This window comes from Kitasatospora sp. NPDC056138 (genome assembly GCF_042264695.1).
In the GTDB taxonomy this organism is placed as follows: Bacteria; Actinomycetota; Actinomycetes; order Streptomycetales; family Streptomycetaceae; genus Kitasatospora.
On sequence record NZ_JBHJVK010000062.1, the window covers coordinates 25,170 to 49,051 of the forward strand.

Genomic DNA, 23,882 nt, shown 5'->3' on the forward strand with positions numbered 1-23,882 from the left:
AAGCCCCGAACCCCCTGGAGTTCCGGCCTTCCGGAGCCCCGGCACCCCGAAGGCCCCGGAGTCCCCCGGTGCTCGCGCGAACCGGTGCCCGCGCGAACCGGTGCCCGCGCGAAAAGCCGGACCGGGTGCCCCGCCGTACAGCGGGACACCCGGTCGCGGACGAGGAGCGGGTGCTCAGTGGCCGCCGCAGCAGCCGCCGCTGGCGCCGCCGCACTGGCACGGCGCTCCGGACTGGCAGCCGCAGCCGCAGCCGGGTCCGCAGCCGCAGCCTGCGGCGAGGATCGGCAGCAGGGCCGGGGCCGGCGGTTCGACGACGCTCGGCGGGGGAGTGGTCGGGGTCGGGGTTGCCTTCATCGCGCTTGGCCCTCCTCGGGACGGGCACACGTCGGTGTGCCTACTCCACGAGTGAAGCCCTCCCGTGACGGGGCGTCAACGGGCGCGCGGAGGCGCCCGAACGGCGTCCCGTGCGCCCCCTCACCGCGCCCGGCAGGCGCGAGCCGTGCGCGACGGGTTCCGACGCCGTCCGGTCGGCCGCGCGGCCGCTGCCACCCCCTGCGGCGTCGCCCCGGGGCCCGCCTACTCGGCCTGGGCCGCCTCGTTCGCGGCGACGAACTCGCTCGCGTGCTCGCCCGTCACCAGGAACACCACGCGCTTGGCCACCGACACCGCGTGGTCGGCGAACCGCTCGTAGTAGCGGCCGACCAGGGTCACGTCGACCGCGGTCTCGATGCCGTGCTGCCAGCGGTCGTCCAGCAGGTGCGAGAAGAGCTCGCGGTGCAGCGCGTCGATCGCGTCGTCGTCCTGCTCCAGCTCCAGCGCCTTGTCCACGTTCTTGGTGGAGATGACCAGACCGGCCTTGGCGACCAGGCGCTGCGCGAGCTGCCCCATCTCCAGCACGATCGGGTGCAGGTCGTTGGGGACGGCCGTGGCGGGGTAGCGCAGGCGGGCCACCTTGGCGACGTGCCGGGCGAGGTCGCCGCAGCGCTCGAGATCGGCGCTCATCCGCAGGCTGGTGACGACGATCCGCAGGTCGGTGGCGACCGGCTGCTGGCGGGCCAGCAGGTCGATGGCCCGGCTCTCCAGGTCGTGGTGGAGCTCGTTGATCTTCTCGTCGGCGGCGATGACACTCTCGGCCAGCGCCAGGTCGGCGTCGAGCAGCGCGGTGGTGGCCCGGCCCATGGCCGAACCGACCAGCCGCGCCATCTCGACCAGTCCGTCGCTGATCGAGTCGAGTTCCTCGTGGTACGCGTCGCGCATGCTCTCTCCCTCAGTAGCTGTGTCGGTGGCGGTGCCGACCGGCCGTCCCGTCGTTCCGTACGACCACGCCCGCGGACGGGTCGACGGCGGCCGGGGGGCCGCTGCTGGCGGCGCGAATCGTACGCTCGCCACCGTCCGCACGGGCTGCGCCACCCAGACTGGGCCGTCCGGGCGACGGCGCACGGCCGCCGCAGTGAACCGGCAGCAACCTGAAGGTGAATTCTCGGCAACGTAAGGCCGATCCCTTGATCGCAGGCCGGGGGGTGGTCTTCACCTAGCGCTTAGGCTGACCGTATGGACGTGAATGTGGCCGCCGCCGCTGCCTGCGCCATAGCCGGGCTCGGAGTCGGCCTCACCGCCGCCATAGCCTTCCGTTGGAGCGAGCGAGAGCAGAACCGGAGCAGCAGGGGCAGCAGCGGCAAGAGCAGGACCAGTACGAGCAGCGCACCCGTGAACGAGCCGGCGCTGCCACCCGGCGTGGACACCGTGCTCTCGGTGCTGCGCTCCTGCGCCATTGTGCTCGGCGAGGGCGACGAGGTGGTCAAGGCCAGCTCGGCCGCCTACGCGATGGGCCTGGTCAGGGGCGGCGCGATGGCCGTCGAACAGATGCTCTCGCTGGCCCGGGCCACCCGGCGTGACGGCGAGATCCGGCAGGTCGAGCTGGAGGTGCCCCGCCCCGGGGTGGCCCGGACGGCCGATCCGCTCGCGGTCTCGGTCCGGGTCGCCCCGCTCGGCTCCCGGCTGGTGCTGGTCCTGGTCGAGGACCTCACCGAGCGCCGCCGGATCGAGGCGGTCCGCCGCGACTTCGTGGCCAACGTCAGCCATGAGCTCAAGACCCCGGTCGGCGCGCTCTCGCTGCTGTCCGAGGCCGTTGCGGACGCCTCCGACGACCCCGAGGCCGTCCAGCGCTTCGCGGGCCGGATGCAGATCGAGGCCACCAGGCTCGCCAGCCTGGTCCAGGAGATCATCGATCTCTCCCGGGTCCAGGACGACCAGCTGCTGATGGATCCGGAGCCGGTGCCGGTGGACGAGCTGATCGCGGAGGCGGTCGACCGCTGCCGCCAGCCCGCCGCCGCCAAGCAGATCCACATCGCCTCCGGTGGTGTCGGCGGTCTCTACCTGCACGGCAACCGCGGCCAGCTGGCCGCGGCGCTCGGCAACCTGGTCGAGAACGCGGTCAACTACAGTCCGCCGCGCACCCGGGTGGCCATCGCCACCCGCCGCATCTCCAGCGCCGCCGCGCTCGGCGAGGCGGACGGCGAGCTGATCGAGATATCGGTGACCGACCAGGGCATCGGCATCTCGGAGAAGGACCGCGAGCGGATCTTCGAACGGTTCTACCGGGTCGATCCGGCGCGTTCCCGAGCCACCGGCGGAACCGGCCTCGGCCTCTCCATCGTCAAGCACGTTGCCGCTTCGCACGGCGGCACCGTGTCCGTCTGGAGCGTCGAGGGCCAGGGCTCCACCTTCACGGTGCGGCTCCCCGCCGGGCAGATCCCGGCGGAGCGGCCGCCCACCCCGCTGTCGACCCACACTCCCGCAACCGCAACCCCCCTTCCTGCCCCGGAGGCCCGATCGTGACCCGAGTACTGGTGGTCGAGGACGAGGAGTCGTTCAGCGACGCCCTCTCGTACATGCTCCGCAAGGAGGGCTTCGAGGTGGCCATCGCCGCCACCGGCCCCGACGCGCTGGAGCAGTTCGAACGGAACGGTGCCGACCTGGTGCTGCTCGACCTGATGCTCCCGGGTCTGCCGGGCACCGAGGTCTGCCGCCAGCTGAGGGTCCGCTCCAACGTCCCGGTGATCATGGTGACCGCCAAGGACAGCGAGATCGACAAGGTGGTCGGCCTGGAGATAGGGGCCGACGACTACGTCACCAAGCCGTACTCGACCCGGGAGCTGGTCGCCCGGATCCGCGCGGTGCTGCGCCGCCGCGGCGAGGACGCCGGCGGCAACGGCGACGGTGGCGGCCCCGGCGCCCTGGAGGCCGGTCCGGTCCGGATGGACGTCGACCGGCACGTGGTCACGGTGGACGGCGCCAAGGTCGACCTGCCGCTGAAGGAGTTCGACCTGCTGGAGATGCTGCTGCGCAACGCGGGCCGGGTGCTCACCCGGATGCAGCTGATCGACCGGGTCTGGGGGGCCGACTACGTCGGTGACACCAAGACCCTGGACGTCCACGTCAAGCGCCTGCGGGCGAAGATCGAGCCGGACCCGGGCGCGCCGCGCTACCTGGTCACGGTGCGCGGTCTCGGCTACAAGTTCGAGCCGTAACCACGGCGGAGCGCGGTAGCTCCCGCACCACGACGCCGAAGGGCCCCTGCGCTGCAGGGGCCCTTCGGCGTCGTGTGCCGCTGTGCTCGCGTCAGTGCGCGGCCGGGCTGCCGGAGGCGCTGCCGCTCGGGACCCCGCCGGCCGGAGCCGAGGCCGACGCGGGTGCCGAGGCCGGGCCGGAGGCCGGCGCCGAAGCAGAGGCGGCAGCGGACGCCGGGGCGGAGGCGGAGGCGGAGGCCGACGGGACGGGCGGGGCCGCGGCCACGGTCGGGCCGAACGCGGCGTACAGGCCGGTGGCCGGGCTGACCTGGGCCTGCGCGGTCACCTTGCCGGCCTTGGCGAAGGAGAAGGTCACCGGGGCGAAGCCACCGACCTTGGCGGCCGCCGAGGCGAGGTGGGCGGCCGGCTGGCCCTGGCCGCCGAGCAGCACCGACCCGCCGGCCGGAACGACGACCTCGGTCACCGGAGCGCCCTTGGCGTCGGTGAAGGTCGCCGGAGCGCCCTCGCCGACCGTGACGGACTGCAGCGTCTCGGGGGTGGTGCCGCTGTTGGCGATGTTGACCGAGACGTTGGCCGGGCCGGTCTGGTCGCCGATCGCGTCGGCCTTGGTCACCACCACGATGTTGTTGAGCTTCAGGTTCTGCCCGATTGCGGTGGCCGCGTTGTCCGGCTTGATCTGCAGGGTATCGGGGGTGTTCCCGGCTGCGCAGGCGGACAGCGGGACGATCGCTGCGAGGACGAGAGCGGCGATGGCGCCGCGTCGAAGGCTCCGGCTCACGGCGGCGACTTCTCCTTGGATCACGTGTCGGGTGGTCAGGGGTCAGACTACCGACCACACTTATCCGGCTCTCACGGGGTGGCCCCGTGTCGCGTCCCAAGTGCCCGTCCGCGACCCCTTTCCCGTCGTCCGCGGGGGTGCGCCGTCCACGAACGACGATCACTCCTCGCCGGCCCGGGGCCCGTCGGCGAGGCCTGTGATCGGAATCGCGGACGGGCCGCGAAGCGGCATGGGGCAAAAACTCAAGATCCAATCATGGTTTCCGGGCTGTCGCCAGAGGTTTCGTCAGGTCCTCCATACCGCCTCCGACCTGCGAGAAGCCTTCGTCGAACACCGGTCGCAGCACGTCAAGGGGGTGGTTGTCAAGCCCCGAGACCCGCCCTGACCTGCGAAAACGCCCTTCGGGTGCGCCGAAAAGCGTGTTATTCTGGAAAGCCACGGAAGGGGTCCTGTCACATGACGTTCAAGGTTGGCGACACGGTGGTCTACCCCCATCACGGGGCTGCGCTGATCGAGGCCATCGAAACTCGCCAGATCAAAGGTGTGGACAAGACCTACCTGGTGCTCAAGGTGCAGCAGGGAGACCTGACGCTGCGCGTGCCCGCGGAGAACGCAGAGTTCGTCGGCGTGCGTGACGTAGTCGGCCAGGAGGGTCTGGACCGCGTCTTCGAGGTGCTGCGTGCACCGTACACCGAAGAGCCCACCAACTGGTCCCGCCGCTACAAGGCGAACCTGGAGAAGCTGGCGTCGGGTGACGTTATCAAGGTCGCCGAGGTTGTGCGCGACCTGTGGCGTCGCGAGCGCGAGCGTGGCCTGTCGGCCGGTGAGAAGCGGATGCTGGCCAAGGCTCGGCAGATCCTGGTCAGCGAGCTGGCTCTGGCCGAGAACACCAACGAGGACAAGGCGGAGACGCTGCTCGACGAGGTCCTGGCCTCCTGAGGCCGACCTCCCGGTAGTCCCGCGATGCCACAGCGCCCGATGTCGGCGCGCCATCATGGTCGGGTACGTCGCGTACCCGGCCGGACGGTGCGACGGCACCTCGGGCGCTTCGGCGTACCCGCGTCCGGGCGGGCCGATGCGGCGGACCGGGGGATCCCGGTGTGACGGCGGACCGACCCCGAGCGGACCGACCCCGAGGGGGCCGGCGGGGCCGGACTCCAGCGGTGCGATGCCCGAGCCGGTGCGGATGTGCGAGTGTGCGGTGGTTCACGGGCCTGCGGTTGGAAGGGGTCCGGGCCGTGCACCCGCCGCGCACGCCATGGCCATACCCACTTCGGCGAAGGAGTGAAACCTGAACGCCACAGCAGCAGTTGCAGCAGCCGTCGTACCCGCCGCCGGGCGGGGCGAGCGGCTCGGCCCCGGCGCTCCCAAGGCGCTGCGCGAACTCGGCGGGGTGCCCCTGCTGGTGCACGCGGTACGGGCGCTGGCGCGCAGCCGGGCGGTCGGCCTGGTGGTGGTCGCCGCACCGCCGGACGGCGTGGCCGAGGTGGCCGCGCTACTGGACAGTCACGGCCTGGACGGCAAGGACCTCCGGGTGGTGGCCGGCGGCGCGACCCGGCAGGAGTCGGTGCGCCTGGGCCTGGCCGCGATCCCGGCCGGGACCGGGATCGTGCTGGTGCACGACGCGGCCCGGCCGCTGGTCCCGGTGGACGTGGTGGACGCGGTCGTCGCCGCCGTCCGGGCGGGCGCCGAGGCCGTGGTCCCCGCGGTGTCGCTGGCCGACACGGTCAAGCGGGTCGCGGCGGCTGCCGCGCCCGGCGGGCCCGAGCCGGTCCTCGACACGCCCGACCGGGCCACGCTGCGCGCCGTGCAGACCCCGCAGGGCTTCCTCCGGGACACCCTGCACGAGGTGCACGAGAAGGCGCTGGCCGAGGAGGCCGACGGCGGCCTGCCGCCGGTCACCGACGACGCCGGGCTGGTCGAGCGCTTCGGCGGCCAGGTGGTCGTGGTCCCCGGACACGAAGAGGCCTTCAAGGTCACCCGCCCCCTGGACCTCGTGCTCGCCGAGGCCGTACTCGCCCGACGGAGGGCCTCCGATGGCTTCTGATCCCGTGCTCCCCCGGATCGGTGTCGGCACCGATGTGCACGCCTTCGAGGCGGGCCGTCCGCTCCGGGTGGCCGGTCTCGAGTGGCCGGACTCCGAGGTCGGCCTGGCCGGGCACTCGGACGCCGACGTGGCCGCCCACGCGGCCTGTGACGCGCTCTTCTCGGCCGCCGGCATCGGGGACCTGGGGGCGCACTTCGGGACCGACCGGCCGGAGTGGTCCGGCGCGGCCGGGGTGACGCTGCTCGCCGAGGCGGCCCGGCTGGTCCGCGCGGCGGGCTTCGAGATCGGCAACGTCGCGATCCAGGTGATCGGCGTCCGTCCGAAGATCGGCAAGCGCCGGGACGAGGCGCAGGCCGCGCTCTCCGCCGCGGTCGGCGCCCCGGTCTCGGTCTCCGGCACCACCACCGACGGCCTCGGGCTGACCGGCCGGGGCGAGGGCCTGGCGGCGATCGCCACCGCACTGGTGTACCGGGCCGGCTGACCCGTACGGATCCGGCCGGCCGTCCGGGTAGGACGATCGATCGCCTGACGAGTGTTCAACCCGCCTCCGCCGCACGTGAGTCGATAGCGTGGGCAGGCAGCCGACCGCTGCCTGCCCGTCCGCCGACCGCACGAGATGAGGGGTACACCACATGGCTGCAGAGCTCCCCGAGAAGGCAAAGGCACTGATCGACGGCAGGAGCTTCGCCGTCGTGACCACCCTGGAGCCCGACGGCAGCCCGCAGTCGTCCGTCGTCTGGGTGAAGCGGGACGGCGACGACGTCCTGTTCTCCACCGTCGAGGGCCGCCGCAAGCACCTCAACCTGGTCAAGGACCCGAGGATCAACGTGCTGGTCAACCCGCCGGAGGAGCCCTACACCTACGTCGAGCTGCGCGGCGAGGCGACCATGAGCAGGGAGGGCGGCCGGGAGCTGATCAACGAGCTGTCCCACAAGTACCTGGGTCAGGACTACGGCGCGGACGGCCCCGAGGACGTCCGCGTGGTGGTCCGGGTCAGGCCCCGCAAGGTGGTCGCCCGGGCCTGAACGGACCGCCGGTCGGCGCGGACACGACGAAGAACTGAGGATCGCGTCCCGGAAAGGTGGCGGGGCACCCCCCGCCGCCCACTACGCTTGACGCTGTGAGCCTTCGCCTGTACGACACCAGCACCCGCCAGGTACGCGACTTCGTCCCGCTTGTACCGGGCTGTGTCTCGATGTACCTGTGTGGGGCGACCGTTCAGGCGGCCCCGCACATCGGACACATCCGGTCCAACCTCAACTTCGACGTGATGCGCCGGTGGTTCACCTACCGGGGCTACCAGGTCACCTTCGTCCGCAACGTCACGGACATCGACGACAAGGTGATCAAGAAGGAGCGCGAGCTCGGCACCCCGTGGTTCGAGATCGCCTACACCAACGAGCGGGCCTTCAACGAGGGCTACGGCGCTCTCGGTTGCCTGCCGCCTTCCGTCGAGCCGCGGGCCACCGGACACGTCCCCGAGATGATCGAGATGATGCAGACGCTCATCGAGAAGGGGCACGCGTACGAGTCCGAGGGCAACGTCTACTTCGCCGTCACCACCTACCCCGACTACCTCGCGCTCTCCAACCAGCAGCTGGAGAACCTCCGGCAGCCGGAGGGCGAGGGCGAGACCGGCAAGCGGGACCCGCGCGACTTCGCGATGTGGAAGCGCGCCAAGGAGGGGGAGCCCAGCTGGGACACCCCGTGGGGCCGGGGGCGGCCCGGCTGGCACCTGGAGTGCTCGGCCATGGCGCACAAGTACCTCGGCACGGCCTTCGACATCCACGGCGGCGGGCTCGACCTGATCTTCCCGCACCACGAGAACGAGATCGCCCAGTCCAAGGCGTTCGGCGACGAGTTCGCCAGCTTCTGGGTGCACAACGCCTGGGTCACCATGAGCGGCGAGAAGATGAGCAAGTCGCTCGGCAACTCGGTGCTGATCTCCGAGATGGTCCAGCGCTGGCGGCCGATCGTGCTCCGCTACTACCTGTCCGCCCCGCACTACCGCTCGATGATCGAGTACAGCGAGGAGTCGATCGGCGAGGCCGAGACCGGGTTCGCCCGGATCGAGGGCTTCATCGAGCGCGCCGTCGAGCGCTGCGGCCTGGTGGACGCCGCGCCCGAGGTGCCGCTGGCCTTCGCCGAGGCGATGGACGACGACCTCGGGGTGCCGCAGGCGCTCGCGGTCGTGCACACCGCCGTCCGGCAGGGCAACAGCGCGCTCACGGCGGACGACAAGGAGAGCGCGGTGGCGCGCCTCGCCGAGGTCCGTGCGATGCTCGGTGTGCTGGGTCTCGACCCGCTCGACGAGCAGTGGGCCGGGGCCGACCGGGGCGACGACCTCCACGGTGTGGTCGACTCGCTGGTCCAGCTGGTGCTGGAGCAGCGGCAGGCGGCCCGCGGGCGCAAGGACTTCGCCACGGCGGATGCCATCCGCGACCAGCTCGCGCTGGCCGGGCTGTCGATCGAGGACACCCCGTCCGGCTCGCGCTGGACGCTCAACAACCAGTAACCCCTCGGTACCGATGGGGTGAGGGTGGGCCGTACCGGACCGGTGCGGCCCTCCCTCCTTGTCCGGCAGCGGACGGGAGGGACCCACATGACGCAGAGCATGTCGTAGGCGGGAAACGGCCGTCGGGCATGACGGACAGACAGGAAGTACAGCCATGGCCGGCAACAGCGCACGCAGGAACCGCCGCAACCCCGGGTCGAAGAAGGGCGCGAGTGTCGGGACCGGCGGCCACAGCCGGAAGGCGCTCCAGGGCAAGGGCCCGACCCCGCCCGGTGAGGCCCGCAAGGGGCACCCCAAGCAGCGCGCCGCCAACGCCGCGGTGAAGCGCGAGCGCGACGCCAAGGCCCGCGCCGGCATGCGCCGGGCCGGTGGCGCAGGGCGCGGCGGGCGCGGCGGCGCGGGCGCGGCGGAGCTGGTGGTCGGCCGCAACTCGGTGGTCGAGGCCCTGCAGGGCGGTGTCCCGGCCAACGCGCTGTACGTGATGCAGTTCATCGACACCGACGACCGGGTCCGCGACGCCTTCCAGGCCGCCAACGACCGGGGTGTCCCGCTGATGGAGGCCCCGCGCGCCCAGCTGGACCAGATGACCGGCGGCCTGAACCACCAGGGCCTGGTGCTCCAGGTCCCGCCGTACGAGTACGCGCACCCCGACGACCTGATCGTGGCCGCCTCCGAGTCCGGCGAGGACGCGCTGATCATGGCGCTGGACGGGGTCACCGACTCCCGCAACCTCGGCGCCGTGGTCCGCTCCGCCGCCGCCTTCGGCGCGCACGGCGTGGTCATCCCCGAGCGCCGGGCCGCCGGTATGACGGCGGGCGCCTGGAAGACCTCCTCGGGTGCGGCGGCACGGCTGCCCGTCGCCCGCGCCACCAACCTCACCCGGGCCCTGGAGGCGTACCAGAAGGCCGGCCTGATGGTCGTCGGCCTGGCCGCCGACGGCGAGGCCGAGATCGGCGACCTGGACGCGCTGACCGGGCCGGTCGTGATCGTCGCGGGCAGCGAGGGCCGCGGCCTGTCCCGGCTGGTCTCCGAGACCTGCGACATCCGGGTGCGGATCCCGATGCCGGGCCAGACCGAGTCGCTGAACGCCGGTGTCGCGGCGGGCATCGTGATGTACGAGGCCGCGCGGCTGCGCGCCAAGCGGGGCTGACCGCCGCCGCCGGGATCCCGTCCGGCGGCTTTGTGACCGTCAACCGATCGGGCCTGACCGGGCCCGATCGGTTCGCGCATGATCACTTCAATCACCGCCAGGAATCCACCCAGGAGAGTGTCCTAACCGGCCGTCACCCGGTTAGACGGGTGTGGACACCAGAACACCTCGGCGCCCGGGGCAGGGCAGCTCGGCGGGGATAGACGACGGCCCCGGCCTCAACACGGTCAAGGTTCCGTCCGACCCGTCCAGGCTCAGCAGCACCCAGGCCAGTTTCCGGGTACGGCTCTCCACCCCGGTGACCTCGCTGATCGAGTCCCCGGCCGGTGCGGCCTTCGGCGATCCGTACGGCATGCAGAGCCTCGGCGGCAGGCCGCTGGTCACCCCGCAGGTCGTGGTGGACGGCGCGGCGTTCGCGGCGCTGACCGGTGTCGGCATGGTCGGGTCCGTCGGCGCGGGCGGGGTTGGCGGGGCGGTCGGGTCCGTCGGCACACCGGTACGGCGCAAGGGCCGGGTCACCGCCGTCACCTGGACCGGGCAGACCGCGCCGGGCGACGTGGCCGCGACCCAGCTCCTCGAAGCCGTCCGCCTCAACACCGTGCCCGCCCCGGCAGCCGCGCCCGGCGGTCCGGGCCCGCTCGGCGTGGACGACACCCAGCGGCTGGAACCGTACCCGCAGCCCGGAGCGTACGGGCAGCCCGATCCGTACGGGTACCCGGAGCCCTACGGGCAGGCCGTGCCCAAGCAGTCGGGCTCGCCCGAGGGCGGCGGCCGCGGCCGCCCGGGCGGGGGCTCGTACGGGGGTTCTCCCGTGGCACCGGGGATGCGGATGCGACCCCCGTGGACGCCCGGCGGCGAGCTGCCCGAGGCCGCCTACCCGCCCAGCGGCGAGACCCGGCACGCCTGGTACCCCGGCCGGAAGGTCGACCTCGGCCTGGTGCTGCTGCCGCTGCGCGTGCTGCTCGGCTCGCTCTCGGTCTACGCCGGGTTCAGCAAGCTCTGCGACCCGGTGTACTTCGACGGCGGCCAGCGCGGTTCGATGATGCGCTGGCTCGGCTCGCTGCACCCCTGGAAGGTGGCGCAGCCGCTGCTCGACTTCGCCATGGCGCACCCCGTCGGGGCCGGGCTCGGCGTGGCGTTCACCGAGGTCGTGGTCGGCGTCCTGTCGATCCTCGGCCTCTGGCAGCGGCTCGCGGCCGGGGCGGCGATGGCACTCTCCGCCGCCCTGCTCTTCACCGTCAGCTGGCGGGCCGTCCCGGTCTACGACGCGCCCGACCTGATCTTCCTGGCGGCCTGGAGCCCACTGCTGATCGCCGGCGCCCCGTTCGGCTCGCTGGACGGCCGGATCGCCCTGGAGGCCTGGCGCCGCTACGGCTCCGACGCGCCGGCCGCGCTGCGCCGCCGGATCCTGCGCCGCGGCACGGTGGTCGCCACGCTGGTGGTCGGAGCGACCCTGCTGATCGGCTCCACACTGGGCGCGGCGGTCCGTACCGGCGGCCGCCCCGGCCCTGCGCCGGTCAAGCCGCCGACCGACTACGGAACCCCGGTGTGGCCGGCCACCGGCCCGTCCCCGGTGCCCGTTCTCCCGGTCGTGCCCGCGCCGCTGCCCAGTGCGGCCACCTCGGCCCCGCCGTCCCCGTCGTCCACACCGTCACCCACGGCCTCGTCGCCGTCCGCAACGCCCTCGTCCGCGGCCAAGACCGCGAAGTCGCACGCCACGAAGACGGAGCGGAGCCCGAGCGGCTCCGGCGGCGAGGGCACCGGTGCGGGCGGTGCGGGCGGTCGCAGCGGCAGCGGGACGGCCACCGGCTCGGGCTCCGGTACGAGCTCCACCCCGAAGTCGGGCTCCACGGGCGGCGGCCTGCTCGGCGGGGTGCTCGGCAGCGGCCCGATGCCCGACCTGCCGGCCCTCGGGATGAGCGGCGGCAGGGGCGGCGGGCGGCCGGGGGGTACGACCGTCTGACCGTACGGCTTCCCAGGCGGCTGCCGGGTCCCTCCTGATGGGGAGGGGCCCGGCAGCCGTGCTGTGTCGGGGCTCGGCGGCGGGACGCTCTTCCCGAGGGCACGCTGGCTGAGGGGCTGAGGGGCTGAGGGGCTGAGGTCGGGGGTCTGGCGTGGTCGGCCGTCGACGCGGGGCTGTGCGTGGAGGTGCGTGAGGTGTGCGGGGATTCGCGAGGGGCAGCGGGCGGCGGCTCGGCTGGGTTCGACCGGGCTGGGCCGTTGGGTGCCCTGTCGCCGTGGACGTCAAGCTCTCGGGGCGGGGGGGAGCGTGAGCTCGGCGCACTACTGCGGTGGGAGGTGTGCGCGCAGCTCCCCGCTCCCCTGGACGGTTGCTCCCGCCGCGCCCGCTCGCCCACCCGGGTGCCCGCCGTGCGGTCAGACGTGACCGATGGTGGAAGCGTCGGAGGCGAGCTCCTTGGCGGCCTCGGTGAGGTCCTTCGCGGTGTCGATGGCCCGCCAGTAGCAGCCCTGCGGCAGCTGGTAGCCCGCCAGCCGCCTGCTGCGGGCGAGCTGCGGGAAGGTGGTGCGCTCGTGGTCGCCGATGTCCGGCAGCAGCTCACGGAACTCCGGCCCGAAGACGTACAGCCCGGCGTTGATCAGGAACGGGGACGGCGGCGCCTCGATGAAGTCCAGCACATTGCCGAACTGGTCGGTCTCGACGGCACCCCAGGGGATCCGCGGCCGGGCCAGCGCGAGCGTGGCGACGGCGTCGCGCTCGCGGTGGAAGGCGGCCATGTCACGCAGGCTGAAACGCGTCCAGATGTCGCCGTTGGTGGCGTACCAGTCCTCGTCCGGGCGGGGCAGTGCCTTCGAGGCGTGCTTCAGGCCGCCACCACGGCCGAGCGGCTCGGCCTCCACGACCGTGCGGACGTCCAGCGGCAGATCGGCGTTGTCCAGCCATTCCTGGAGCACGTCCGCCAGGTGCCCGCAGGAGATGACCGCGTCGGTGACGCCCTCCGAGGCCAGCCATGCCAGCTGGTGCCCGAGGATCGGCACCCCGGTGCCGGGGATCTCGACCAGCGGCTTGGGCCGGTCGTCCGTGTACGGGCGCAGCCGGGAACCCTGACCGCCGGCCAGGATGACGGCCTGGGTCACGGTCGGCGGGGCGACGTGCGGGACGACGTGCGGGGCGGGGTGCGGCGCGGCAGCGGTCATGCCGAGAACAATAAGGTCCACCGCCGGTGCCGCGGAGTGCGGTGGAGCGCAGCCGGGTGCCGTCGTGTGCCGTGGTGGCCGGGGGTGACTTGGGCGGGGTCGGTCCGAGCGGGTGCCCAGCCCTCGGGCCGACCGACCGCCGGGGCCCGCCGACTGCCCGGGCCGTCGAGTCTCGGGGCCCGCCGACCGTCGCCGGGCCAGCCGGTTCTTTCCGGCCCGCCGATCGTCGATCGCTGCCGGGCCCGCCCGTCCTCGTTGGCGTCAGCCGACCACACCTGCCGCGAAGGAACCGTCGCAGACCGGGCGGGCGAAGGAGCGGGCCCGCTGGACGTCACCCTGGTACTTGCGTACGGCGGCGCGCCCGAGGTCCGCGGCCAGGTTGCTGCAGTACGGGGTGAGGGCCGGCTTCTCGCGCATGGTGCGCTCCAGCAGGTCGAGCGCGGTGCCCGGGTTGTGGTTGCGGAGCTCGTCCATCAGGTCGGCCCGGAGGGCGTCCTGCGGGGCGAGCCCTTCGGTGCTGCCGGCCGTGCTGGAGCGGCCGATGGTGCCGTCGCCGCTGGACGCCGCGACCACCTGCTGGTCGAGACCGGTGGGCGGGGCCCAGGGGACACGGGTCACCGCGAGGGTACCGGTGGTCACCAGAATCACGGGCAGGGTGAGGGCAACGGTCTGGCCGATGCGGCGCACGAGCTGTTTCACGTTCAGGAGAGTAGCGCTGGGTGGGCTTCGGGTTGCACTCCGTTACACCATCGAGTGAGTCGTGTCCTGATTTATCCGTCCGGCGTGTTGACGCGCGGTCGGCGTACGGACCAACGCGCGAGGCCCCGGCGGACACTGTCCGCCGGGGGCTCGTCGCTGTTCGGTCCACCGTGTCCGGTTCACCCTGCCGGGTTCACCGGGTCCGGCTCAGGAGCTCAGGCGCGCGCCCGTGCTGCTGGAGAAGACGTGCGCCTCGCCGCCGGTCGGGACCACGTGGATGGTCTCGCCCTTCTGCGGGACCTGGCGGCCGTGCACGCGCACGACGATGTCCGTGTCCGCGCCGCCGATCTTGGTGGTGCCGTACACGAAGCCGTCCGCGCCGAGCTCCTCGACCACGTTGACGGTGACCGCGACGCCCTCGATGCCGCCGGCGGGGACGATCTCGAAGTGCTCCGGGCGGATGCCGACGGTCACGGTCTTGTCGCTGCCGGCCCCGGACAGGTCCTCGCGCGAGATGTTGACGACCGAGCCGCCGAACTTCACGCCGCCGTCCACCAGCGGGACGTCGACCAGGTTCATCGCCGGCGAGCCGATGAAGCCGGCCACGAAGACGTTGGCGGGCCTGTCGTACATCGCCCGGGGAGTGTCGACCTGCTGCAGCAGGCCGTCCTTGAGCACGGCGACGCGGTCGCCCATGGTCATGGCCTCGGTCTGGTCGTGCGTCACGTACACGGTGGTGATGCCCAGGCGGCGCTGCAGGCCCGCGATCTGGGTGCGGGTGGAGACGCGGAGCTTGGCGTCCAGGTTGGACAGCGGCTCGTCCATCAGGAAGACCTGCGGCTCGCGGACGATCGCGCGCCCCATCGCGACACGCTGGCGCTGGCCGCCGGAGAGTGCCTTCGGCTTGCGGTCCAGGTACTCGGTGAGGTCGAGGATCTTCGCGGCCTCCTCGACCTTGGTGCGGATCTCGGTCTTGTTGACGCCCGCGATCTTGAGCGCGAAGCCCATGTTGTCGGCGACGGTCATGTGCGGGTACAGCGCGTAGTTCTGGAACACCATCGCGATGTCCCGGTCCTTCGGCGGCAGGTGGGTCACGTCCCGGTCGCCGATCCGGATGGCGCCGCCGTTGACGTCCTCCAGCCCCGCCAGCATCCGGAGGCTGGTCGACTTGCCGCAGCCGGACGGGCCGACCAGCACGAGGAACTCACCGTCCTCGATGTGCAGGTCCAGCGCGTCGACGGCCGGCTTGGTGCCGCCCGGGTAGAGGCGGGTCGCCTTGTCGTACGTCACAGAAGCCATGACTGTGCTCTCCTTCACCGGCAGGAACGTGCCGGACGATCCGAGTAAAGGGTTGGGTTGTGTGTCGCCGCCCCGCCCCGAGTGGTCTGAACCATTCGACGAGTCGGCTCCCGGCGACGCTACCGGCCGGTTCGCTCCCTGTCAGCCCCCCACAGCACCCGATTTCGGCATCGATCCGATCACAACCGGGACAGCCTGGTCATACCGGTCACCTTGATATCCGCCGCCACCACGCGCTCCCGTCCCGGTAGACTGCCCCTGGTGCCGCCGTGGTCCATCCGCGGACGGTCACCGCGCCTCCTTAGCTCAGCTGGCCAGAGCACCGCTCTTGTAAAGCGGGGGTCGTCGGTTCGAACCCGACAGGGGGCTCAGCTTCCACCCCAGGTCAAACGATCTGAGGCTGTGGAACGCCCCGGGCCAGCAGCGGCCCGGGGCGTTTTTGCATCATCAGCTGACATCAGCCGGTCTTTCGGCGCCGCTTCAGCAGCCGGTCCATGTCGGGCAACGATCTCTGGGCACTCCCGGGCGGCGGTCACTACATCGGTTAGGTGCCGCGTCAAGCAGTGTCCGCCCCGATGCGGGGGAACGTCAGGAACCCGAGCCCGGAGCTGTCGGCCCCCGGGCTGGGCTCGGACGGCGTTTCTCGGCGGTGACCGCCCAGGCGCGCAGTAGCAGGGCCAGGGGAAGGAACAGGGCCAACATGAAGACGTCGGAGGCGAAGTAACTGGTGCCACGGTCGGAGGGGATGATGGCCGCGTAGAGGATGGCGAAGGCCAGCGCGAGGTAGAAGCAGAGCCGGATGACTTTCGCGGATCGACGCTCGAAGCGATAGATCAGAAGCACTCTGCTCGGGGAAAGCTGGGGTCGCTCGGCGACAGGCAACTGCTTGGCCTCGGCGACCAGCATTGAGGCCTCGTTCAGCCACGCAAGACTCGTGGCCTTGGCCTGGGCCAGTTCATCGGGTTGCGGACTCAGCAGCTCCATCGCCTTCCACCACTCCGTTGCGAAGGACACCCGCCGTGATGCGTCCTCGAACAGCGTCTCCCGACGTTCGAGCCGAGAGCGTCGCGCGAGCCAGTCCTGAATCACGAAGCCGAGCAGGCTGACAACGGTGGTGGTGGCAGCCGCCGCCACGGCGGCGGTTGTCTGCGAGTTCACGTGTTCCTCCAAGGCTGCCCGCCCACGGTGGCGAGGCGGAGCAGCCCGGGACGGGACCATGCCGAAGCAGATCTTCTCAGCAGTGTGGAGGCTCGGTTCGACCGTTCGCCTGATCCCGCGCGGTGTCGAAGGTTCGATGAACTCTTCGGAACCACTCGTGTCTACGCCGTCACGGCTCCGGACAGCCCGTTCTCCACACGCTGTGTGGCGGCGTGGATATCAGGTTCGGCCCCACGGATGAACCGGCCGACGATGCTGTCCGGACCGTATCGGCCTACGATCTCGACGATCCTTGCTGGCGCTGTGGTCGGGGTGGTCATGTCGCAGTAGATCAGTGCGTCGACCAGATGGGGCTCCTCCACGGGGAACCCTGATTCAGGCAGCAAGCTCTCTGGCGACTCTTGGCGGGATTGCCCGTCGACCGGCGGTTGAGATCTTCGCGGGTGGCTCGAACGCCCGAACGAGCCTGTAGAGCGGGGGTCATCGGTTCGAACCCGACAGGGGGCTCGCGCAGGAAGTGTTGCGACTGACGCTGGGGCCGGCATCTTCGGGTGCCGGCCCTCTGTGCTGTTCGGGCGGTGGAGTGGGGGCTGCCGTCGTAGCTTCGTGGTGTGGCCGAGGTGGTCGGGTCACCGGGTGTGCGGGCGCCTGCCCAGTCGGCTCCACACGTACCGGTGGCGGGCCACCGCGTAGATCTGCTCCAGCTGACCCGGTGTGAGGACCGGCGGCCGGGAGGGCAGGATCACGGCGATCTGCTCGCCGTCGATGACGTCCACCGTGGGTGCGCTGGCGGCGTGGGTGATCTTTCGAGTGCCGACCAGCGCGATGACCGGGCGAACGGGTACGTCGAACCCGCACCAGTGGGAAAGCAGCTTCGCCGTTCGGCCGGCTTCGAACTCGGAGTTCTGCAGGTACGGGAGGCCGCTCCGGTTGACCTTCATGGCGCCGTCGCCCACCCACACCGATGCGTCGGGGTGGTGCTTGGAGTTGACGGTGAAGACGCCCGGCGGGCCGATGACCACGTGGTCGATGTCCGACCCGGTCGGTAGCGGAATCCCGTGCAGCACCCGCCAGCCGGCGGGTTTCAGCCGCTCCAGGCAGGCACCGACGACCTTCTCGCCGTCCAGGCCCTTGAGGATGCTGGGGTCTCCCAGCCGTTGCCCCGTGAGTCTGGCCGCGAGCCGTACGACCCGGTTGTACTGCTTCTGGCTCTCCCTGAGCATGCCCTCCATGCCGGCGCCGGGTCGGTTGCCGGCAAGGTCGTCGGCGCTGGTGAGGGGCGGCAGCACGGGCGAGCCGGCCGGGGGACGCAGAGCCGGGACCGGTGTGGGCCGTGGCGCCGTCCCGCATCGCACCACGCGCGGCGGGATGGTCCTTCCGCACGTGCGGCACCACGACTCGATCAGTGCGAGTGCCGCAGCCTCGTAGCCGGGATCGTCGATCGTGACCGTCCCGGTCTGACAGTCGAGCCACGCGACCGAATCCCCGCGCACCCCGGGCCGGTTCACGTACAACCGGTCCTTGCCCGGCACCCGCCACGGCTTGACCGTCAGTTCCTCCATGCCGCCCCCTCAAGCGCACCGGCCCTGCCCCGAGATCAGCATGCCCAGTGCGGCAGCGGCAAGAACGTGACCGGCCAAGCAGTGGCGCACCCGACGTTCCTACCCGGCGCACCAGTCGCGTTCGGCGCGTTCGGCGGGTCGGGACGCCGGACGTGGTGTGACGCGGACCGGACGCGTGGAGGGATGCGGACCGGATGCGTGGTGTGACGCGGAACGGACGCGTGGAGGGATGCGGACCGGATGCGTGGTGTGACGCGGAACGGACGCGTGGTGTGACGCGGAACGGACGCGTGGTGTGACGCGGAACGGACGCGTGGAAGTCCGGGCCACGGGCTCGGGCGGTCCGCCGCAGGTGTGGGGCAGCGCCCGGGTACGCCGCAGACCGAGGGCAACCAGCCTGCAGAGAAGTCGAGTCGGCCCGGTGCTGCGCCGGTGCGGCACATCCTGGACGTCCCCGGTCCGTGGGCCGGAACTACCTCCGGTCCGCAGTTCGGGGCCGGGAGACGGCCGGGTGGTCGAACGGACCCACGTAACTGTCCGAGAACATCGCCGTGTACGGGGGCGAGTACCGGAGTTGAGCCAGCCGGGACAGCTGGAGCCGGTGCATGAAGGCCGAGTCGGGCTGCCCGGCCGCCGGGCTGTGCAGCAGGTGCAGCAGCCAGTGCGAGAACTCCTGGGCCTGCCAGATCCGCGGCAGGCAGGCGGCGGAGTAGCCGTCGAGGGCGCCGCTGCCCGCGCCGGAGTAGTGGGCGAGCAGCCCGGCCGCCAGCTCCGCGGCGTCGGCGACAGCCAGGTTCATGCCCTTGCCGCCGGCCGGGGTGATGATGTGCGCGGCGTCGCCGAGCAGGAAGAGCCTGCCGTACTGCATCGGCTCGACCACGAAGCTGCGCATGTCCAGGACGTTCTTCTCGGTGACCGGGCCCGGCTTCAGTTCGGTGTCCGTCAGGCCGAGGCGACGGTGCAGCGCGGGCCAGATCCGCTCGTCGGGCCAGCTCTCCGGCCGGTCGCCGACCGGGCACTGGAGGTAGAAGCGGGTCACCGACGGCGTACGCAGCATGTGGCCCGCGAAGCCGTCCTCGTGCAGGGCGTAGATGACCTCCTCGCCGACCGGTGGGGTCTCGGCCAGGACGGCGAGCCAGCCGAACTCGTGGTCCTTGGTGAAGGTGTGCAGCCGGCCGGCGGGCACCGCCTGCCGCGACACCCCGTAGAAGCCGTCGCAGCCCGCGACGAAGTCGCACTCGATGTCCAGCGGGTCCGCCCCGTCCGGCTCGCAGCGCAGGACCGGCCGGTCGCCGTCCAGGCCGTGCAGGGCCGCGGCCGGGTGGGAGAAGAGCAGGGTGCCGCCGCCCGCTAGATAGGCGGCCACGAGGTCGCGGACCAGGAACTGCTGCGGGTACACGTGGTGGGAGCGCTCTGCGGCGAGGTCCCGGTAGCTGATCGAGAACCGCTCGCCCTGATGGCGGAATTCGCAGCTGCCGTGCTCGGATCCCTCGGCGAGCAGCCGGTCGGCGAGCCCGTGGCCGGCCAGGAACTCGACGGTCCGGTGGTCGATCAGGCCCGCCCTGGCGCGTGCCTCGACGTAGGCGCGGGTCTGCCGCTCCACCACGACGCAGTCGATGCCGGCCTGCTGCAGGACGTTGGCCAGGGTGAGTCCGGCCGGGCCGGCGCCCACGATGGCCACTCGCGTGCGAAGACGCATGGTTCCCCCAGGTCCGAGCGCGCCCGTCCGAGCGCGCCTACGGCTGCCGGGCCGCCGCAGCTGTGGCACGCCCCGTCCAGGATAGCCACGGGTGCAGACGAGGGCAGGTGATTGAGCCATCACCTGATGATCATTCATCTTCCTTGCCGATGAGGTGATTTGACGATCGCTGCCAGCCTGACGGGAGTGACGGGAGTGACGGGAGTGGGGGCGGCGGCGGGGGCGGTGAGTGCTAGCCTGACCGAGCGGTCAGTTGACTGACCGCTCGGTCAGTATTCGCTGCGAGGGGAGCGTGGGCGTGGAACGGACGACGTGCTGTGTGGTGGGGGGCGGTCCGGCCGGGATGATGCTCGGGCTGCTGCTGGCCCGGGCCGGGGTCGAGGTCACCGTGCTGGAGAAGCACGGTGACTTCCTGCGGGACTTCCGGGGGGACACCGTCCACCCCTCCACCCTGCGGCTGCTGGACGAACTCGGCCTCGGCCGGCGCTTCGCCGAACTCCCGGCCCGCAGGCTGGAGGAGATGCGGATCCAGATCGGCCGGCACGTCGTCACCATGGCCGACTTCCGGCGCATCCCCGGGCGACACAAGTACATCGCCATGGTCCCGCAGTGGGACTTCCTCAACCTGCTCGCGGAAGCCGCCGGCGCCGAGCCCGCGTTCACCCTGCGGATGCGCACCGCCGTCACCGGCCTGCGCGGCGAGCGGGGCCGGGTCACCGGCGTCCGGTACGTCGACGAGGACGGCTCGCCCGGCGAGATCGCCGCAGACCTGGTGGTCGCCTGCGACGGTCGCGACTCCCTGGTCCGCCGGGAGTCCGGGCTGCGGCCCGACTGGTTCGAGGTGCCGATGGACGTCTGGAACGTCCGGATACCGGTCCGGCGCGCCGACAGCGCCAGGGAGGGCCGGGTCTTCGCCCGGGTCGGCGACCGGCAGGTGGCCGTCACCATGGACCGGGGCGAGTACTACCAGACCTCGTATCTGATCCCCAAGGGCGGCGACCCCGAGCTGCGGGCCCGCGGACTGCGGTCGTTCCGCGACCGGCTCGGCGAACTCCTGGACTGGGACGCCGAGATGACGGGCGCGATCACTTCCTGGGAGGACGTCAGGCTGCTGGAGGTGACGATGGGACGGCTCCCGCGCTGGTACCGGGACGGCCTGCTGTGCATCGGCGACGCCGCGCACATCATGTCCCCGGTCGGCGGTGTGGGGGTCAACCTGGCGGTGCAGGACGCCGTCGCGGCCGCCAGGATCCTCGCCGGGCCGCTGCGGCGGGGCGCGGTCGGACCAGCCGATCTGGCGCGGGTGCAGAAGCGGCGCCGGCTTCCGGTGGCCGTCGCGCAGAAGGCGCAGCTCGGCGAACACGAGATGCTGCTCAGGCCGGCCCTCGAAGGCACGCTCGGTGCCGACCGCCTCCCGGTGCCCTTCCGGGTGCTGCGACGCCTGCCCGTCCTGCGCGCCGTGACCGCCTACCTGGGTGGCGTCGGCCTGCGCCCCGAACACGCACCCGCCTTCGCGCGGAGGTAGCCCGGGCGGGTCTTCCGGGCCCGGTCGCTCCGGTCACTCCGGGCAGATGCGGCGGCGTCGCCCGGCCGGGGTGCGCGCCCGGCCGGAGCCTTCCCCACGGGCGTGGTCGGGCTGGCAAGCTGTCCCGGTCGGGATGCCGTCAGGCATCCCTCGGCCTGGGGGAGGTCCTGTCGTGGGTGTTGATGTCGTGGGTGTCGGTGGAGTGCCACTGGAGCACGGCCCTGCCTCGGCGGCTCGGCACGCGCCTCCCTTCGACCCGGAGCTGCGCGCCGTGCTGACGGCCTTGGGAGAGGCGGCGAGGGAGCCGGTCACCCCGGAGGGCCTTGCGGCCAGGCAGGAGCGGGATGCTGCGGCCCGGCCCAGGCCGACGGTCCGGGAGCTCCGGGACGGCGGCCGGTTCGAGGTCGAGGAGCTGCGGGTGCCGGGAGACCGGGACGGGCGGGAGGTGAGGCTCGTCAGCGCACGGCCCGCCGGGTCCGCCGGGCCGCTGCCGCTCCTGTACTACATGCACGGCGGCGGAATGATCATGGGTAACGCATGGTCCGTACTTCCGCGGCTGCTCCGCGAATGGGCTCTCCCGCTGCAGCTCGCCGTCGTCTCGGTCGAGTACCGACTGGCTCCGCAGGCGCAGTACCCCGGACCCGTGGAGGACTGTTACGCCGGACTGGTCTGGGCGGCCGATCACGCGGCCGGACTCGGCCTCGACGCGGACCGCATCATGGTCGGGGGGAAGAGCGCCGGCGGTGGACTCGCCGCAGCACTCGCCCTGCTGACCCGCGACCGCGGCGGGCCGGCTCCGATCGGCCAACTGCTCCTGAGCCCGATGCTCGACGACCGCAACGACACCTTCTCCAGTCACCAGATGGCCGGCCGCGACACCTGGGACCGAACCTCCAACGCGACCGCGTGGCAGGCGCTGCTGGGCGACCGGTACGGCGCTGCCGACCTGCCGCCCTACGCGGCCGCTGCCCGCGCCACGGACCTGTCCGAGCTGCCCCCGGCCTACATCGAGGTCGGGTCGGCCGAGACCTTCAGGGACGAGGCGGTGGCCTATGCCAACGCGATCTGGCAGGCCGGCGGTGAGGCCGAACTGCACGTGTGGCCCGGCGCCTTCCACGGCTTCGACACACTCGCACCCCGGGCGGTACTCAGCCAGGATGCCCGCGACGCCCGTTCCCGCTGGCTCCGGCGGATCATCGGACGATGAGCCTTCTTCGGCCCGGCGGGCAGTGGTCGGGACGGTCAACGGCCCTTGCCGGTCGAGACGTTGGCGTGAGCGCGTGAACGGCGTGAGGCGCGTGAGCGCGTGAACGGCGTGAGGCGCGTGAGCGCGTGGATGGCGTGAGGCGCGCGAAGTGCGTGGATGGCACGGGAGCGCCCGGACCGGATTCGACCCGGGGTGACCTGGAAGTGAGCCGTTTCCCCGCGCCGACCTGCGGTGATCACGAGCGATAACGGCCCAGGGGTCAGCTCGACCACCGGTGGAGCCCGGTGGTCGGTGCGCCCCGGGCCCCGTCCGGCCCCGTCCGGCCCCGGGGAGGCGGCGGGGTGGCCAACTCGTCCGCGCGGCACGGGTTTTGGACTTGCTGGTCCATTTTTTGCGGCCTACTGTGCTGCCATTCCCAGTGACGCGCACGCTCGTACAGAGAGGTGTCAACCCATGCACGCGATCCGTATCGAAGAGCACGGCGGCCCCGAGGTCATGCGGTGGACCGAGCTGCCGGACCCGGTTCCCGGCCCCGGCGAGGCGCTGGTGCGGCTGGGTGCGGCGGGGGTGAACTACATGGACACCGGTGCCCGCGCGCAGGGCGGGCCGGGGTGGGAGGCTCCCGTGGTCCTGGGTGCCGAGGGGATGGGCTACGTCGCCGCCCTCGGCGAGGGGGTGCGGGGGCTGGCCGTCGGCGACCGGGTGGCTTGGTTCTACCACCCCGGCAGCTACGCCGAGTTGCTCGCCGTCCCGGCGGACTCGCTGGTCAAGGTGCCCGACGGGGTGCCGGACGAGACGGCGGCCGCCGTGATGCTCCAGGGTCTGACCGCGAGTCACCTGAGCACCGAGACCTATCCGGTCGGGCCGGGTGACACGGCCGTGGTGCACGCGGCGGCGGGCGGGGTGGGCCTGCTGCTCACGCAGATGGTCAAGGCCCGCGGCGGCCGCGTGATCGGCCTGGTCTCCCGCCCGGAGAAGGCCGACGCCGCGCGGGAGGCCGGCGCCGACGACGTACTGGTCCACTCCGGCGGCGGGTTCGAGGAGCGGGTCAGGGAGCTGACCGGCGGCCGGGGGGCGGACGTCGTCTACGACGGCGGCGGCGCCGGGACCTTCCGCTCCTCGCAGCTGGCCCTGCGCCCGCACGGGGTGCACGCGTACTACGGCCCCTTCATGGGGGTCCCGACGCTGCGGCCCACCGACCTGCCCGACAGCATCCTGCTGACGTACCCGGTGGTGCACCATCACGTCCCCACCCGGGAGGCCCTGCTGCGGCGCACCGGCGAGGTGTTCGACCTGGTCCTGGACGGGCGGCTGACCCCGCGTGTCACGGGCCGCTACCCGCTCGCGGACGCGGCGCGGGCGCACGCGGACATCGAGTCGCGCAGGACCACCGGCAAGCTGCTGCTCCTGCCGTGACCGGGTGGGGTCAGGTCGGACCGGCCCGGACCTGAGCCGCCCGGACCTAGGGCCTGTTGCGAAAGTGCTGGTCAACTATTCAGGTGGGCGATGCCGTGTTCGACCGGCATGCGGCATAAGGAGTGTTCGAAGCGGGCCTGG

Annotated in this window: 22 protein-coding genes and 1 tRNA gene; 13 read left to right on the plus strand and 10 right to left on the minus strand. The window is 72.2% G+C overall.

All coding sequences use genetic code 11. The annotated features are described in order from the left end of the window. Positions 1-174: 174 nt before the first annotated feature. Together ACFC1R_RS29655 and phoU are read right to left on the minus strand one after the other, a co-directional pair. A complete protein-coding gene (locus tag ACFC1R_RS29655) occupies positions 175-354 on the minus strand; it encodes a hypothetical protein (RefSeq protein WP_045305533.1) in 180 nt (59 codons plus the stop codon). 222 nt (positions 355-576) lie between these two features. After that, positions 577-1,257 (minus strand): phosphate signaling complex protein PhoU, encoded by a 681-nt coding sequence (gene phoU / locus ACFC1R_RS29660; RefSeq protein ID WP_375943779.1) that lies wholly within the window; start codon positions 1,255-1,257, stop codon positions 577-579. A gap of 294 nt (positions 1,258-1,551) precedes the next feature. On the opposite strand from phoU, the gene ACFC1R_RS29665 reads away from it, so the two are divergent. Together ACFC1R_RS29665 and ACFC1R_RS29670 are read left to right on the plus strand one after the other, a co-directional pair. Continuing rightward, on the plus strand, positions 1,552-2,838 hold the full coding sequence (locus ACFC1R_RS29665; RefSeq protein WP_375943781.1) for a sensor histidine kinase: 1,287 nt from the start codon (positions 1,552-1,554) through the stop codon (positions 2,836-2,838). Next, positions 2,835-3,530 (plus strand): response regulator transcription factor, encoded by a 696-nt coding sequence (locus ACFC1R_RS29670; RefSeq protein ID WP_045305536.1) that lies wholly within the window; start codon positions 2,835-2,837, stop codon positions 3,528-3,530. The genes ACFC1R_RS29665 and ACFC1R_RS29670 overlap by 4 nt, the downstream gene beginning before the upstream one ends. 91 nt (positions 3,531-3,621) lie before the next feature. Here the strand turns inward: ACFC1R_RS29670 and ACFC1R_RS29675 are convergent, their stop codons facing one another. Next, entirely contained in the window at positions 3,622-4,308 is a 687-nt protein-coding gene (locus ACFC1R_RS29675; RefSeq protein WP_375943783.1) for a DUF461 domain-containing protein, read from the minus strand. A gap of 456 nt (positions 4,309-4,764) precedes the next feature. Here ACFC1R_RS29675 and ACFC1R_RS29680 point away from each other — a divergent pair, with 456 nt between their 5' ends. The 7 genes from ACFC1R_RS29680 to ACFC1R_RS29710 all read left to right on the plus strand — a co-directional run bounded on the left by ACFC1R_RS29680 (position 4,765) and on the right by ACFC1R_RS29710 (position 11,983). Continuing rightward, a complete protein-coding gene (locus tag ACFC1R_RS29680) occupies positions 4,765-5,247 on the plus strand; it encodes a CarD family transcriptional regulator (RefSeq protein WP_014136563.1) in 483 nt (160 codons plus the stop codon). Positions 5,248-5,599: 352 nt separating this feature from the next. Further along, positions 5,600-6,355, plus strand: coding sequence for a 2-C-methyl-D-erythritol 4-phosphate cytidylyltransferase (gene ispD, locus ACFC1R_RS29685; protein WP_375943812.1), 756 nt, complete (start codon positions 5,600-5,602; stop codon positions 6,353-6,355). Continuing rightward, positions 6,345-6,836, plus strand: a complete 492-nt coding sequence (gene ispF, locus ACFC1R_RS29690; RefSeq protein ID WP_375943785.1) for a 2-C-methyl-D-erythritol 2,4-cyclodiphosphate synthase — start codon at positions 6,345-6,347, stop codon at positions 6,834-6,836. Before ispD ends, ispF begins: the two co-directional genes overlap by 11 nt. Positions 6,837-6,987: 151 nt before the next feature. After that, entirely contained in the window at positions 6,988-7,380 is a 393-nt protein-coding gene (locus ACFC1R_RS29695) for a PPOX class F420-dependent oxidoreductase (protein ID WP_375943787.1), read from the plus strand. 95 nt (positions 7,381-7,475) lie between these two features. Continuing rightward, positions 7,476-8,870, plus strand: a complete 1,395-nt coding sequence (cysS, locus tag ACFC1R_RS29700; RefSeq protein WP_375943788.1) for a cysteine--tRNA ligase — start codon at positions 7,476-7,478, stop codon at positions 8,868-8,870. A gap of 154 nt (positions 8,871-9,024) precedes the next feature. After that, the gene (gene rlmB / locus ACFC1R_RS29705; RefSeq protein WP_045305542.1) at positions 9,025-10,020 is read left to right on the plus strand and encodes a 23S rRNA (guanosine(2251)-2'-O)-methyltransferase RlmB; all 996 of its coding nucleotides are present in this window, start codon (positions 9,025-9,027) and stop codon (positions 10,018-10,020) included. Between the two features lie 151 nt (positions 10,021-10,171). Further along, positions 10,172-11,983, plus strand: a complete 1,812-nt coding sequence (locus ACFC1R_RS29710; protein WP_375943790.1) for a DoxX family membrane protein — start codon at positions 10,172-10,174, stop codon at positions 11,981-11,983. A gap of 413 nt (positions 11,984-12,396) precedes the next feature. Here the strand turns inward: ACFC1R_RS29710 and ACFC1R_RS29715 are convergent, their stop codons facing one another. The 3 genes from ACFC1R_RS29715 to ACFC1R_RS29725 all read right to left on the minus strand — a co-directional run bounded on the left by ACFC1R_RS29715 (position 12,397) and on the right by ACFC1R_RS29725 (position 15,174). Next, on the minus strand, positions 12,397-13,176 hold the full coding sequence (locus ACFC1R_RS29715; RefSeq protein WP_375943792.1) for an NDP-sugar synthase: 780 nt from the start codon (positions 13,174-13,176) through the stop codon (positions 12,397-12,399). A gap of 261 nt (positions 13,177-13,437) precedes the next feature. Continuing rightward, on the minus strand, positions 13,438-13,875 hold the full coding sequence (locus ACFC1R_RS29720) for a hypothetical protein (protein WP_375943794.1): 438 nt from the start codon (positions 13,873-13,875) through the stop codon (positions 13,438-13,440). A gap of 207 nt (positions 13,876-14,082) precedes the next feature. After that, entirely contained in the window at positions 14,083-15,174 is a 1,092-nt protein-coding gene (locus ACFC1R_RS29725; protein WP_375943796.1) for an ABC transporter ATP-binding protein, read from the minus strand. A gap of 295 nt (positions 15,175-15,469) precedes the next feature. On the opposite strand from ACFC1R_RS29725, the gene ACFC1R_RS29730 reads away from it, so the two are divergent. After that, positions 15,470-15,543: transfer RNA gene (locus tag ACFC1R_RS29730), tRNA-Thr, on the plus strand. A gap of 219 nt (positions 15,544-15,762) precedes the next feature. Here the strand turns inward: ACFC1R_RS29730 and ACFC1R_RS29735 are convergent. The 4 genes from ACFC1R_RS29735 to ACFC1R_RS29750 all read right to left on the minus strand — a co-directional run bounded on the left by ACFC1R_RS29735 (position 15,763) and on the right by ACFC1R_RS29750 (position 19,593). Further along, positions 15,763-16,332: a hypothetical protein gene (locus ACFC1R_RS29735; protein WP_375943798.1), complete on the minus strand. Its 570-nt coding sequence runs from the start codon at positions 16,330-16,332 to the stop codon at positions 15,763-15,765. A 161-nt stretch (positions 16,333-16,493) separates the two neighbouring features. Then, positions 16,494-16,694, minus strand: coding sequence for a hypothetical protein (locus ACFC1R_RS29740; RefSeq protein WP_375943800.1), 201 nt, complete (start codon positions 16,692-16,694; stop codon positions 16,494-16,496). Positions 16,695-16,961: 267 nt separating this feature from the next. After that, positions 16,962-17,894: a nuclease-related domain-containing protein gene (locus tag ACFC1R_RS29745; RefSeq protein ID WP_375943802.1), complete on the minus strand. Its 933-nt coding sequence runs from the start codon at positions 17,892-17,894 to the stop codon at positions 16,962-16,964. 472 nt (positions 17,895-18,366) lie between these two features. Continuing rightward, positions 18,367-19,593, minus strand: a complete 1,227-nt coding sequence (locus tag ACFC1R_RS29750; RefSeq protein ID WP_375943804.1) for a 4-hydroxybenzoate 3-monooxygenase — start codon at positions 19,591-19,593, stop codon at positions 18,367-18,369. A 298-nt stretch (positions 19,594-19,891) separates the two neighbouring features. Here ACFC1R_RS29750 and ACFC1R_RS29755 point away from each other — a divergent pair, with 298 nt between their 5' ends. The 3 genes from ACFC1R_RS29755 to ACFC1R_RS29765 all read left to right on the plus strand — a co-directional run bounded on the left by ACFC1R_RS29755 (position 19,892) and on the right by ACFC1R_RS29765 (position 23,741). After that, positions 19,892-21,118 carry an FAD-dependent oxidoreductase gene (locus ACFC1R_RS29755; RefSeq protein ID WP_375943806.1) on the plus strand — a complete coding sequence of 409 codons (1,227 nt, stop codon included), beginning with the start codon at positions 19,892-19,894 and terminating at the stop codon, positions 21,116-21,118. A gap of 274 nt (positions 21,119-21,392) precedes the next feature. After that, a complete protein-coding gene (locus ACFC1R_RS29760; protein WP_375943814.1) occupies positions 21,393-22,325 on the plus strand; it encodes an alpha/beta hydrolase in 933 nt (310 codons plus the stop codon). Positions 22,326-22,778: 453 nt separating this feature from the next. After that, positions 22,779-23,741: a quinone oxidoreductase gene (locus ACFC1R_RS29765; protein ID WP_375943808.1), complete on the plus strand. Its 963-nt coding sequence runs from the start codon at positions 22,779-22,781 to the stop codon at positions 23,739-23,741. Positions 23,742-23,882 lie beyond the last annotated feature (141 nt).